A 12,806-nucleotide genomic window follows, 5' to 3' on the forward strand; every position below is an offset into this window, starting at 1 on the left:
GCTTTTCCTCATTCGTCTGCTCCTTCAGGTGGGGCAGACTCTACATCAGACTGAGGGATCGCGTGGGGGGCAGGTCACGAAGAATTGACTTGAGGTTCCCCTGTTGAACACGCGGCTGACGCTCATGTGCCCGGTAGTAAATTGTCTGAAACGGGACGCCTTTAACGAGTTCATCGTCGGAGGACTCAAAACACGCGATCATAGCGTGAGCGTAGATGTTTGTAGAGCGTTGTCGGTTTCTTATTCCTGACGAAACCCGCCTCGAAAATTCCAAGTAAACTGCCTCTAGCTGCTCGGCATAATTCATTGCGGCGCTTTCATAAGCGTCGATTCGGGTGCAGAATTGTTTGTCAGGCTTCCCTTCGAAAATATCCGATTGATCTAGGGTTTCAAGAACGAGAGCCTGCAGCAGTCCAACATTTCCGTAGCTGTCTCGGACAATCTTACTGGATATCTCATGGTCTATGTCGATGTTAAGGTTGTTGCTGCCCTTCTGTATCACGGCTACCAGATCGGTAGCGCTCCAGTAAACGCTGACCTCAGTTATGCGTCCGGCAAGGTCCGGGTTGAGGTGGGTAAGGTAGTTTCTCCGGACCCAGACGCCGATAATTACAACAAACGTCCTGTAATCCCAAAAGGCCTTGAGGTCATGCGCAAGACTGCGTTGCGCTTCATTCGATAGGTAATGAAAATCTTCAATTACCACTCTTCGTCCCGACTCTCGAATGATGCCGCAGATAAATTCTAAGTCGTTTAAGTCCTTTCCTACCGGATGGCGCTGAGTTCCACTTTCAAGGCTTCCCGAAAGCTTCGCTGACCCAACCACCTTTGCAAGAAGTTTCCATCCTGCTTCTCCGCTGCCGGAGAATTCAAGCATCCCGCCGTGCTTCTTATTGTGAGAAATGTCTAGCTTGATGTCGAGAGAGGCTAAGATTGATTTGTATACATCCGTCGCGGCGAAGCCGAGCCGGCACTGAACCACGATGGCATCTGGGAAAACCTTTTGTCGGAGCCAAGATTTGCCTGCCTTTGATTCTCCTTTAAGGGAGACGTGCGTCTCCCTTTCCGCAAGGCGACGGATCTCTTCATCTAGATTTCCGCGGTCAACGTAAGAATAATCATTAACCGATGCTTGAACGCCAAATACCTCAGATGCCTTCATTTGTACCTTCACCATTTATAAGCAAGGGATAGCGTCTTAACTATTTCGATTCGTTGCGTTCCGGCTAAGGCGTCCGACGGCGAATCCACGAGCTGGTCCCTCACCCCAAAAATCCCACCACAGCCTCCACCACCTCCCCCGGCTTCTCCGCATGCAGCCAGTGCCCCGTGCCGGCGACCCGCTCCAGCCGCGCCTCGGGGAACGCCGCGAAGATCGCCGCCTCGTATTCCGGCAGCACGTAGTCGCTCAGCGCGCCCGCCAGGAACAGCGCCGGGCCGTTCCATGACTTCCCCTCGCTGCCCGGCCAGCCGGTCAGGTCCGCCATCCTCGCGCGCAGGACCGGCAGGTTCAGGCGCCACTCGGGCGGGGTCGCGCTCAGGTCCAGGGATTGCAGCAGGAAGGCGCGGACGCCGGGGTCCGCCACCCGCGCCGACAGGGCCGCGTCAGCGGCGCTGCGGGTCTTGCAGGCGGTGAACTCGGTCCCCTCCATCGCGTCGATCTGCTTCATCTGGCTGTGGGAATAGGCGACCGGGGCGATGTCCAGCACCACCAGCCGCCGCACCAGCTCGCCTTCGGTCAGCGCCAGCCACATCGCGGCCTTGCCGCCCATCGAATGACCGACCACGTCCATGCGCCCGCCGTGGTCCCGGATCACCTGGGCCAGATCGCCCGCCATCGCCGGGTAGGAATGGTCGGGATCGTGCGGCGACAGGCCGTGGTTCCTCATGTCCACCGACACCACCTTGCGGTCCCGCGACAGCGCGCGGGCGAGGACGCCCAGGTTGCGGGCCTGACCGAACAGCCCGTGCACCAGCAGCACGGGGGTCTTGTCAGAGGGTTCTTCGGGGCCGGCGGCGGTCGTGTGCAGCTTCATGGCCGCAGCCTAAAGCGGCTGGCACGGCCTTGCCAGCGATCTTATGGTGGCGCGAAAACGGGGGGCGCCATGACGATCGAGGATGTGCAGGGCTGGGCCGACGAGGTCGCGCGGCTGATGGCGTCACGGTTCGGCGGCGCGCGGCGCGGCGCGTCGCCGGCGCTGGCGACGATGATGAAGCGGCGCGGCCGCGCGCTGCCCCGGCGGCACCGGCGGGCGGCCGCGCTGCTGGCGTCTCATGCGGGGCTTGCGGCCAATCCGCGCACGGCCCGGCAGGTGGACACCGCCCCCCTGCGCGAGGCGCACCGGCAGCTGGTCGAATACCTGCGGCCCCTGGGAAGCCGGCGGCGGTTCACGGACGGGCTGCTGCACGTCGGCGCCGCCGTGGCGCTGGGGCTTCTGGTCGTGGGGGCGCTGGCCGTCTGGCTGATGGTCCGGCGCGGGGCGCTATAGGGCACCGCGCCGCGCCGGGGTCAGGGGTCAGAGGTTCGGATACAGCGGAAAGCGGGCGCAAAGCGCCTTGACCTCACCCGCGACCTTCGCTTCGACCTCCGCATTGCCGTCGGGGCCGTTCGCGGCAAGCCCGTCCAGCACCTCGACGATCCAGCGGCCGATCTGGCGGAACTCGTCCTCGCCGAAGCCCCGCGTGGTCCCGGCGGGGGACCCCAAGCGCACACCCGACGTGACGGTCGGCTTTTCGGGGTCGAAGGGGATCCCGTTCTTGTTGCAGGTGATGTGTGCGCGCCCCAGCGCGTCCTCGGTCGCGTTGCCCTTGACCCCCTTGGGACGCAGGTCCACCAGCATCAGGTGCGTGTCGGTGCCGCCGGTGACGATGTCCAGCCCGCCCTTCATCAGCTCGTCCGCCAGCGCCTGCGCGTTGGCGATCACGCGCGCGGCGTAGTCCTTGAAGTCCGGGCGCAGCGCCTCGGCAAAGGCCACGGCCTTGCCGGCAATGACGTGCATCAGCGGCCCGCCCTGAATGCCGGGGAAGATCGCCGAGTTCACCTTTTTCGCGATGTCGGCGTCGTTGGTCAGGATCATGCCGCCGCGCGGGCCGCGCAGCGTCTTGTGGGTGGTCGTGGTCGCCACATGCGCGTGCGGGAAGGGCGAGGGGTAAAGCCCCGCCGCCACCAGCCCCGCGAAGTGGGCCATGTCCACGATCAGATAGGCCCCGACCTCGTCCGCGACCTGGCGCAGCCGCACGAAGTCGATGATGCGCGGGATGGCCGAGCCGCCGGCGATGATCGCCTTGGGCTTGTGCTCGCGGGCGAGACGCTCGACCTCGTCGTAGTCCAGCAGGCTGTCCTGCTTGCGCACGCCGTACTGGACCGCGTTGAACCACTTGCCCGACTGGTTGGGCTTCGCGCCGTGGGTCAGGTGGCCGCCCGCATCGAGGCTCATCCCCAGGATGGTGTCGCCCGGCGTCAGCAGCGCCTGGAACACGCCCTGGTTCGCCTGGCTGCCGCTGTTGGGCTGGACGTTCGCGAACGCGCAGCCGAACAGCTCCTTCGCGCGGTCGATCGCCAGCGTCTCGGCGATGTCCACGAACTCGCAACCGCCGTAGTAGCGCTTGCCGGGGTAACCTTCGGCATACTTGTTCGTCATGACCGAGCCCTGCGCCTCCAGCACCGCCTGCGAGACGATGTTCTCGGACGCGATCAGCTCGATCTCGTCGCGCTGGCGGCCAAGCTCCTTGCGGATGGCGGCGAAGATCTCGGGGTCGCGGGATTCGAGCGGTTCGGTGAAGAAGGCGTTGTCGGTCATGGCGTCTCTCCCAGGTGTGGCGACGGTCTAGCGGCTTTGCGGTGCGGTTTCCAGAATGGAGCGGGGGCGCGCGTCACGGAATGAAGCTTGCCAAGGCCGGGGCGCGGTGCATGGTTGCCGCCATGACACGGATGCATTTCACGGCGAACGACACCGAGCTTGCGCAAGCGGCGCTGGCGCAGCTGACCGACCGGCACGGCCAGGCGGAGATCGCGCAGGCGGACGTGATCGTGGCGCTGGGGGGCGACGGGTTCCTGTTGTCCACGCTGCGCCAGAACTCCGGCCTGCCCATCTACGGGATGAACCGGGGCACGGTCGGGTTCCTGATGAACGACTATGCCGAGGACGACCTGCCCGAACGCATCCGCGCGGCCGAGCAGACGGTCATCAACCCGCTGTCGATGGTGGCGCTGTCGTCGGACGGGCACGAGCATCGCGCCCTCGCCATCAACGAGGTTAGCCTGCTGCGCGCGGGTCCGCAGGCGGCGCGGCTGCGGGTCAGCGTGAACGGCCGGGTGCGGATGGACGAGCTGACCTGCGACGGCGCGATCCTGGCGACGCCGGTCGGGTCCACCGCCTACAACTATTCGGCGGGCGGGCCGATCCTGCCACTGGGGTCCGACGTGCTGGCGATGACCGCCATCGCCCCGTTCCGCCCGCGCCGCTGGCGGGGGGCGATCCTGCCGAAATCCGCCGTGGTGCGGTTCGACGTGCTGGAGCCGCTGAAGCGCCCGGTCATGGCCGACGCCGACGCGCGCGGGGTCGAGCGCGTTCACCGGGTGGAAATCCGCTCCGAACCCGCGATCACCCACCGGCTTTTGTTCGACACCGGCCACGGCATGGACGAGCGGCTGATGCGCGAGCAGTTCGTGTGAGCCGCGCCGCGGGGGGCGCTGCCCCCGTCCCTCGCGGGACTCCCCCGGGATACTTGGGCAAAGGAGAAAGGCGGTCGATTGCGCGGACTGCGCGGGAGCGTTAAACGCGGCCCATGCTAGACAATCGCCCCCAGCTGCCGCCCGAGATCGCCCGTCGCCGGACCTTCGCGATCATCTCGCACCCCGACGCCGGCAAGACCACCTTGACCGAAAAGTTCCTGCTGTTCGGCGGCGCGATCCAGATGGCCGGCCAGGTCCGCGCCAAAGGCGAGGCGCGGCGGACGCGGTCCGACTTCATGAAGATGGAGCAGGAGCGGGGGATTTCGGTTTCCGCCTCGGCGATGTCGTTCGATTTCGGCGACTACCGCTTCAACCTCGTGGACACGCCCGGCCACTCGGATTTCTCCGAGGATACCTATCGCACGCTGACCGCCGTGGATGCCGCGATCATGGTGATCGACGGGGCCAAGGGCGTCGAAAGCCAGACCCGCAAGCTGTTCGAGGTCTGCCGCCTGCGCGACCTGCCGATCCTTACCTTCTGCAACAAGATGGACCGCGAAAGCCGCGACACGTTCGAGATCATCGACGAGATCCAGGAGAACCTGGCCATCGACGTGGCCCCTGCCAGCTGGCCGATCGGGGTGGGGCGCGATTTTCTCGGCACCTACGACCTGCTGCACGACCGGCTGGAGCTGATGGACCGCGCCGACCGCAACCGGGTGGCCGGGTCGGTCAAGATTTCCGGCCTCGACGATCCGAAGCTGGCCGAGCATATCCCCGCCGAGCAGTTGGCGAAGCTGCGCGATGAGGTCGAGATGGCGCGCGAGCTGCTGCCCGCTTTTGACCGCAAGTCGTTCCTGGAAGGGCACATGACCCCGATCTGGTTCGGGTCGGCCATCAACAGCTTCGGCGTGAAGGAGCTGATGACGGGGATCGGCGAATACGGCCCCCAGCCGCAGCCGCAGACCGCGGCCGAGCGGCAGATTTCGCCCGACGAAAGGGACGTGACCGGCTTCGTCTTCAAGGTGCAGGCCAACATGGACCCCAAGCACCGCGACCGGGTGGCGTTCGTGCGCCTCGCCTCGGGGCATTTCGAGCGCGGGATGAAGATGACGCATGTCCGGTCGAAGAAGCCGATGGCGGTGTCGAACCCGGTGCTGTTCCTCGCGTCCGACCGCGAACTGGCCGAAGAGGCGTGGGCCGGCGACATCATCGGCATCCCGAACCACGGCCAGCTTCGCATCGGCGACGCGCTGACCGAGGGCGAGATGCTGCGGTTCACCGGCATCCCGTCGTTCGCGCCCGAGCTTCTGCAGACGGTCCGCGCGGGCGACCCGATGAAGGCCAAGCACCTGGAAAAGGCGCTGATGCAGTTCGCCGAGGAAGGCGCGGCCAAGGTGTTCAAGCCCGCGATCGGCTCGGGCTTCATCGTCGGCGTCGTCGGCGCCTTGCAGTTCGAGGTGCTGGCGAGCCGGATCGAACAGGAATACGGCCTGCCGGTGCGGTTCGAGCCGTCGCAGTTCACCTCGGCCCGCTGGATTTCGGGCCCGAAGGACGCGGTGGAGAAGTTCGCCGCCACCAACAAGCAGCACATGGCGACGGACAACGACGGCGATCTGGTCTATCTCACGCGGCTGCAGTGGGACATCGACCGGGTCGTGCGCGACCAGCCGGAGCTGAAGCTGACGGCGACGAAGGAGATGATGGTGTGATAAAAGCCAACCTTCCTGAACGCGTCGGCGAAAGGGAGCAGGCCGTTGTGGCTCGCGTCGTCTCAGGGTTAGACCACAACGGCCTTCTTGTGCTTGGTGCCTGGACAACTGCAATGATGCAGATACGGAACATGCCCATCGCTCGCTGGCGAAAGGCGCAACTGGCTCTCAGAGCGACGTTTGCCTCAAAAGCCACATGGCCCATTGTCAAGTTGATGGCCAAAGCGCTTAAGAGTTCGATCAGATCGGCTTCAGGAACACGCCTTGGCCGCACCGGACTCGTGGGGGCGGCCGCGCTGGCGTTGTTTGGTGGACAAGGTGCCGGCGTGGCAGCCTTGGGCGGCGCTATCGCCGTGCCACTCTGGATTGTTGTAGGCGGGGGCTATGCGTTTGCGGAGGCATTGCAGGCGGGAATCTTGCTTGCTGCCGAACGGGAACCGTCCGTCAGCAAGCAGCCCTGACACAGCTCTCACCCCACCGTCAAATCCATCGTCACCTCGGCATTCAGCACCTTGCTAACCGGGCAGCCGACCTTCGCCGCTTCTGCCGCCTGGCGGATCGCCGCCTCGTCGCCCTGGCCCGACACCTTCGTCGTCAGGTGGACCTTCTTGATCGTGAAGCCCTCGCCGTCCTTTTCGATCGACACGGCCGAGCTGGTCTCGATCCGGGCGTTCGTCACGCCCGCCTTCTCAAGCTGCCCCGACAGCGCCATGCTGAAGCACGCGGCGTGGGCGGCGCCGATCAGTTCCTCGGGGTTGGTGCCCTTCTCGTCGCCGAAGCGGGTGCTGAAACCGTAGGGCGAGTTCAGGACGCCGCTCTCGGTCGAGACCGTGCCCTTGCCGTCCTTGATGCCGCCTTGCCACTGGGCCGAACCGGTTCTGGTGCTCATCGCATGTTTCCTCGTCTGGGTGTGGCCGGTGAACGCGCGAGCGTGGTGCATGGTTCAGGGCGCGCGTGCCCGGGCCAAAAGCTGGCCGACACTACGGACCGAAAACCGGTTTGGCGTTGCGGGACGCAGGGACTATAGTCCCGCAGCTTTTCAAAAGGGTCCCGCATGCTGGGCAGAATCTATCATTACATCCTGTTCACCATCGGGCGCGCGATCGTCTCGGCGCAGTCCTTCGTGGCGTGGTGGCGCACCCGCGACATGCCGACCGTCGTCCATGTCGAGGCGCCGTATGACGGGCGCCCGATCATGCTGCTGGCGCTGTTCCAGAAGGGGCTGCTGCGCCCCGACGTCGTGCGGATGCTGGAACACGCGCGCCGCGCCGGCTTTTACGTCGTGGGCGTGAACACGCTCAAGCTGCGCGACCCGGCAGGCATCGCCGGGCTGATCGACTGCTACATTGAGCGGCCGAACTACGGCCGCGACTTCGGCAGCTACAAGGCGGGCTTCCTGCACATCTACGCCCGCGGCATGGACCAGACCTGCCAGCGATTGTTGATGGTGAACGACAGCGTCTATTTCTCGAGCGGGCAGATGGCCAAGTTCCTCACCGACATCATGGTCGGGTCGCAGGTCCTGGGCGCGACCGAGAACCACGAGATCGACCACCACCTGGGATCGTTCTGCATCTCGATGGCGGGCGGGGTGCTGCGCGCGCCTGCGGTGCGCGCCTACTGGGAAGCCTACAAGCTGACCGACGTGCGGCCGCGCGTCATCAAGACGGGCGAGATGCGGCTGTCGCGGACGCTGAAGGGGGCGGTGATGTCGCCGCGCGAGTTCGTCGCGCTTTACAGCGCGACGCGGTTCGCAGCCCAGGTCGAACATGACGACGCGCTCTTGCATTTTGCGATGCGGAACGGGCGGTCGGCCAACATCAACCACTGGAAGCGGATCACGCCCAAGGCCGCGCTCGACTATCTGTCCACGCGCTTCCTGGTGCCGTTCAACCCGGCCGCCAGCTTCGAGCAGCCGAAGCCGAAGCAGTTCCGCAAGCCCGAGGGGATGCCGCAGGCCAGCCTGGCCGAAAGCGCCTTCGTGGCCGACTACGACGACTTCGTGAAGTTCGTCCACAACCGCGTGGGTGAAGCGGGCAACATCAACGAGACCGCGCTGCGGTCGATGACCGCGGCCTACGCCGCCGAGGTGTTCATGGAGGGCAGCCAGATCCACCAGAACGCCGCGATCCTGCTGGCGATGGGGTTGCCGATCATCAAGCTGGACGGGCTGTACCGGGGCATGTTCAACTTGGCCGACGTACGGACGCTGACCGATCAGCTGCCCACCGACGAGGCCGAGGAACTGCGCGCCCTGCTGATGGAACGCCCCTTCGGCGGCGACACGCTGGTCGGCTGGAAACGCGCGACCTTCATGCGGGGCTATATCTGATGGCCGTGCGCCGCGCCGAAAGCGCCGCCGCCCGCCCTGCCGCCCGCCCTGCGGCCCTGCGCGCCGTCCGGTCCGCGTAACGGACGCCGGCTGATGGCCCGCCTCGTCATCCATATCGGCACGCACAAGACGGGAACGACGTTCCTGCAACACAAGCTGGCCCTTGCCCGGCCGTGGCTGGAAGAGCGGGGCTTCGTCTATCCAGACCTCGGCCGTCCCGCGCATCATCCGCTGATCGCGCACTGGGTCGGGCTCAAGCGCGAGCTGGAGTTCTGCCCCGACCCGGTGCCCGTGTGGCAGGCCATCGCCGCCGCCCATGTCGACAGCGACCGCACCGTCGTCCTGAGCAGCGAGGAGTTCTCGCGCGTCACCGTCAACCGCCCCGATTTCAGGGCGATCCGGGAATGGTTCCAAGGATACGAGTCGGTCCGGCTGATCTGCTATATCCGCGACCAGCTGTCCTACCTGCAGTCGATCTATACCGAGGTGTCCAAGGTCATCAATCCGACCGCGCCCCACGCCATGGTGGAAGAGGCGATCCGTACCGGCACCTACACGGGCGTCGCGATCGGCTACAACCTTCTGGCCGACATCCTCGCCCAGCAGATGCCGCTGGAGGACGTGACCTTCTGCAGCTACAGCGACGCCTGCCAAGGCGAGGGCGGGATCCTTGGCCATTTCCTGCGCCAGCTGGGGATCGACGACCTGCCGCCGCCGACGCCGGTGCAGCGCCACAACGAAAGCCGGGCGGCGCTGGCGGTGTGGATCGCCAACATGATCTCGGCCCCCGCCATCTCGCCCGCGCCGCTGGTCGAGAAGGTCACGCAGGTCCTGGCCGAACATGTTCCCGATTACCGCCGCGCGATGATCTTCACCCCCGACGAGGTGGCGCAGCTTCAGGCGCGGTTCGAGGGCGCGAACCGCTATTTCGAGGTGCGGGCGCAGCCTTCCAGCCCCGGTTTCACGATCCCGCCGCTTACGAGTTTCGATGGGCGTCCGTCGCGCGAGGATATCGGCGCGGCCGTGTGGGACGCGGTGGTCAAGGGACTGTAGCGGGGCAGATCGTCCGCGCCGTCTTGCGGTGGTTCAGCGCGCCAGCCGTTCGCATTCGCTGATCGCGAAGCGGTCGGTCATCCCGGCCACGTAGTCCAGCACCAGCCGCGCCCGCGCCGTCTCGTCGCGCGCCGCCAGCGCCTCGGCCTGCCAGTCGGCAGGCAGGAGCGTGGGGTCGTTCATCAGAAGCGGGAACAGGTGCTGCAGGATGTCGGTCACGCGCGCCCGCTCCTCCATCACCGAGGGGGCGCGGTACATGCGGGTGAACAGGAACGCCTTGATCGCGCGCAGGTTCTGAAACAGCGGCTTGGAAAAGCGGATGATCGGGCCGTCCATGTTGCGGATGTCGTCGGCATGGGCGGGCTGCAGCGCGGCCAGCCGGTTTTCGGCCACCGCGATCACGTCCTCGACCATGTCGCCGAACACGCGACGCAGCGCCTCGTGCCGGCGGCGCATGGGGGCGAGGCCGGGGTGCAGGCGGTCCACCTTGGCGAAGGCAGGGCCGATCAGGGGCAGTTCGGCCAGATCGGCCTCGGTGAACAGGCCGGCGCGCAGGCCGTCGTGCAGGTCGTGGTGGTTGTAGGCCACATCGTCGGCCACGGCGGCCACCTGCGCCTCGGCGCTGGCGTGGGTGTGCAGCGCAAGGTCCCATTCGGCGTTCACCTCGGCCAGCGCGTAGGGCAGGGGGTCTGCTGCCGGGCCTGCCGTGGGGCCTGCCCCGACGACTGGACCTCCCGTCGGGTTTGCCCCGGCGACGGGGCCGTTATGCTTGGCGATCCCTTCCAGCGTCTCCCACGTCAGGTTCAGCCCGTCGAACCCGGCGTAGTGGCGTTCCAGCCGCGTTACGATCCGCAGGGCCTGCGCGTTGTGGTCGAACCCGCCCCAGGGCGCCATCAGCGCGGCCAGCGCGTCCTCGCCCGTATGGCCGAAGGGCGGGTGGCCCAGGTCGTGGGCCAGCGCCACGGCTTCCGCCAGGTCGGTGTTCAGCTCAAGCGCGCCGGCGATCGTGCGGGCGACCTGCGCGACCTCGATCGTGTGGGTCAGGCGGGTGCGGTAATAGTCGCCGCGATAATCCTCGCCGTCCTGCTCGACGAAAACCTGCGTCTTGTGCTTCAGGCGGCGGAAGGCGCTGGAATGGATGATGCGGTCGCGGTCGCGCTGCCAGGGGCTGCGGAAGGTGGACAGGTCCTCGTCGTGCAGCCGCCCGCGGCTGCTGGCAGGCTGGCAGGCGTAGGGGGCGGTCATGCGGGTTCCCTTCCCGTGCGCTCGCCCGCCGGTCGTGTCGCGGTTTCCTTGCAGGCAGCGGTTTCCTTGCGAGCGGCCAAGCCGCCGCCTATATTCGCAGCCTATATTCACCGCCACAGCATCGAAACGGGAACGCCCCATGAACCTGCCTCCCACGGTCACCCCCCGCGCGTTCGCGCGGCTGGCCGAGATCAATGCCGGTTCCGGGGATCAGGCGCTTCGCGTCGCCGTCGAGGGCGGGGGCTGCTCGGGCTTTCAGTACGACATCCGGCTGGACGCGGCGGCTGACGACGACATCGTCATCGAAGGCCAGGGCCCCAATCGCGGCCAGCGCGTGCTGGTCGACCCGGTGTCGCTGCCGTTTCTCAGCGGCGCGGTCATCGACTGGTCGGACGACCTGATCGGCGCGCGCTTCGTGATCGAAAACCCGAACGCCAGTTCATCCTGCGGCTGCGGCACCTCGTTCTCGATCTGACACGATGCTTCTTGAAATCCTGTTCGTCCTCGTCCTGACCGTCATCAACGGCCTGTTGGCCATGTCCGAGCTTGCGGTGGTGTCGTCACGCCCCGCCCGCCTGCAAAGCATGGCCGAAAAGGGCGACCGCAGCGCGCAGGTCGCGCTTGAGCTGCTGTCCGAGCCGGGCAAGTTCCTGTCCGCCGTGCAGGTGGGGATCACGCTCGTCGGCGTCCTGACCGGTGCCGTGTCGGGTGCGACGCTGGGCACCCGCGCGGCGGACGCGCTTGCCGCGGCCGGCGTGCCCGTGTCGGTCGCCCAGCCGGTGGGCGTGTTCCTGGTCGTCGCCGCCATCACCGCGCTGTCGGTGATCGTGGGCGAGCTGGTGCCCAAGCAGATCGCCATGTCGAACCCCGAGGCGATCGCCGCGCGCGTGGCACCGTGGATGCGCCGGCTTGCCAAGGTGGCGACGCCGCTGGTCTGGTTTCTCGACTTCGCGGGGCGCGGGCTACTGCGCCTGCTGGGTATCCGCAGCTCGTCCGATCGCGCCATCACCGACGAAGAAGTCCGCATGACCATCGCCGAAGCGACGCAGGCGGGCGTCCTGATGGAGGGCGAGCGCGGCATGATTGCGGGCGTAATGCGCGTGGCCGACCGCACCGCGCGGGCGATGATGACGCCGCGCCGCGATGTCGACATGATCGACGTAAGCGACCCGCCCGAGACGGTGATCGAAAAGGCCCGCTCGGCCAAGTTCTCGCGCATGCCGGTGACGGACGGCAGTTCCGACGAGATCCTGGGCGTCGTCGCGCTGCGCGACCTGATCGGCGTCGAACGGCCCGACGTGCGGGCCCTGATCCGCGAGGCGCCGACCGTCCTCGACGCCGCCGACGCCCTGTCGGTGGTCGAGGTGCTGCGCGCCACTCCGTCGCGGATGCTGCTCGTCTATGACGAATACGGCCACTTCCAGGGCATCATCACCGCGATGGACCTGCTGGAAGCGATCACAGGCGATTTCGTGGACCCGCACGGGGACGAACCCGACATCGTCCGCCGCGCCGACGGATCGTGGCTGGTCGCGGGCAGCGAAAGCGCCGACGAGTTCGCCAACGAGACCGGGTTCCCGGTGCCCGAGGGGGATTTCAGCACCGTGGCGGGCATGGTGCTGGCGCTCATCAACCGCATCCCGCGCACGGGCGACGTGTTCAGCCACGACGGCTGGGTGGTCGAGATTGCGGACATGGACGCGATGCGGATCGACCGCCTGATCGTGACCGCGCCCGCCACCGCTGGTTAGGGCTGCCGCCGGCCGAGGCTGTGGTTCGGGGCCAAGCC

General features: G+C 66.5%; 13 protein-coding genes. 8 read left to right on the forward strand and 5 right to left on the reverse strand.

What is annotated here, in order from left to right; genetic code table 11:
- Positions 1–40 precede the first annotated feature (40 nt).
- Positions 41–1,162 (reverse strand): hypothetical protein, encoded by a 1,122-nt coding sequence (locus FNF32_RS09040; RefSeq protein WP_185961908.1) that lies wholly within the window; start codon positions 1,160–1,162, stop codon positions 41–43.
- A 100-nt stretch (positions 1,163–1,262) separates the two neighbouring features.
- Complete coding sequence (locus tag FNF32_RS09045) at positions 1,263–2,036, reverse strand: alpha/beta fold hydrolase (RefSeq protein WP_131672977.1); 774 nt, start codon at positions 2,034–2,036, stop codon at positions 1,263–1,265.
- Between the two features lie 69 nt (positions 2,037–2,105).
- Here FNF32_RS09045 and FNF32_RS09050 point away from each other — a divergent pair, with 69 nt between their 5' ends.
- Positions 2,106–2,489, forward strand: a complete 384-nt coding sequence (locus tag FNF32_RS09050) for a hypothetical protein (protein ID WP_131672978.1) — start codon at positions 2,106–2,108, stop codon at positions 2,487–2,489.
- A gap of 27 nt (positions 2,490–2,516) precedes the next feature.
- Here FNF32_RS09050 and glyA read toward each other — a convergent pair whose 3' ends face one another.
- The gene (gene glyA / locus FNF32_RS09055; RefSeq protein WP_131672979.1) at positions 2,517–3,800 is read right to left on the reverse strand and encodes a serine hydroxymethyltransferase; all 1,284 of its coding nucleotides are present in this window, start codon (positions 3,798–3,800) and stop codon (positions 2,517–2,519) included.
- Positions 3,801–3,922: 122 nt separating this feature from the next.
- Here glyA and FNF32_RS09060 point away from each other — a divergent pair, with 122 nt between their 5' ends.
- From FNF32_RS09060 to FNF32_RS09070, 3 genes are all read left to right on the forward strand, one after another.
- On the forward strand, positions 3,923–4,675 hold the full coding sequence (locus tag FNF32_RS09060) for an NAD kinase (protein ID WP_131672980.1): 753 nt from the start codon (positions 3,923–3,925) through the stop codon (positions 4,673–4,675).
- A 113-nt stretch (positions 4,676–4,788) separates the two neighbouring features.
- Positions 4,789–6,387, forward strand: a complete 1,599-nt coding sequence (locus tag FNF32_RS09065) for a peptide chain release factor 3 (protein ID WP_131672981.1) — start codon at positions 4,789–4,791, stop codon at positions 6,385–6,387.
- A complete protein-coding gene (locus tag FNF32_RS09070) occupies positions 6,384–6,848 on the forward strand; it encodes a hypothetical protein (protein WP_131672982.1) in 465 nt (154 codons plus the stop codon). The genes FNF32_RS09065 and FNF32_RS09070 overlap by 4 nt, the downstream gene beginning before the upstream one ends.
- 8 nt (positions 6,849–6,856) lie before the next feature.
- Here the strand turns inward: FNF32_RS09070 and FNF32_RS09075 are convergent, their stop codons facing one another.
- Positions 6,857–7,276 (reverse strand): OsmC family protein, encoded by a 420-nt coding sequence (locus tag FNF32_RS09075; protein WP_131672983.1) that lies wholly within the window; start codon positions 7,274–7,276, stop codon positions 6,857–6,859.
- Between the two features lie 165 nt (positions 7,277–7,441).
- Here FNF32_RS09075 and FNF32_RS09080 point away from each other — a divergent pair, with 165 nt between their 5' ends.
- Entirely contained in the window at positions 7,442–8,719 is a 1,278-nt protein-coding gene (locus FNF32_RS09080; RefSeq protein ID WP_131672984.1) for a hypothetical protein, read from the forward strand.
- Positions 8,720–8,812: 93 nt separating this feature from the next.
- The gene (locus FNF32_RS09085) at positions 8,813–9,772 is read left to right on the forward strand and encodes a hypothetical protein (protein WP_131672985.1); all 960 of its coding nucleotides are present in this window, start codon (positions 8,813–8,815) and stop codon (positions 9,770–9,772) included.
- A gap of 33 nt (positions 9,773–9,805) precedes the next feature.
- On the opposite strand, the gene FNF32_RS09090 is transcribed toward FNF32_RS09085, so the two are convergent.
- Entirely contained in the window at positions 9,806–11,158 is a 1,353-nt protein-coding gene (locus FNF32_RS09090; RefSeq protein ID WP_281285663.1) for a deoxyguanosinetriphosphate triphosphohydrolase, read from the reverse strand.
- Between FNF32_RS09090 and FNF32_RS09095 the strand changes: the two genes are divergently transcribed.
- Positions 11,157–11,492: a HesB/IscA family protein gene (locus FNF32_RS09095; protein ID WP_131672987.1), complete on the forward strand. Its 336-nt coding sequence runs from the start codon at positions 11,157–11,159 to the stop codon at positions 11,490–11,492. The two genes, FNF32_RS09090 and FNF32_RS09095, sit on opposite strands and share 2 nt — an antisense overlap.
- 4 nt (positions 11,493–11,496) lie before the next feature.
- The gene (locus FNF32_RS09100) at positions 11,497–12,768 is read left to right on the forward strand and encodes a hemolysin family protein (protein ID WP_131672988.1); all 1,272 of its coding nucleotides are present in this window, start codon (positions 11,497–11,499) and stop codon (positions 12,766–12,768) included.
- The last annotated feature ends 38 nt before the right edge of the window (positions 12,769–12,806 follow it).

Origin of the sequence: Paracoccus marinus, assembly GCF_007018965.1 — a bacterium.
Lineage (GTDB): Bacteria > Pseudomonadota > Alphaproteobacteria > Rhodobacterales > Rhodobacteraceae > Paracoccus > Paracoccus marinus.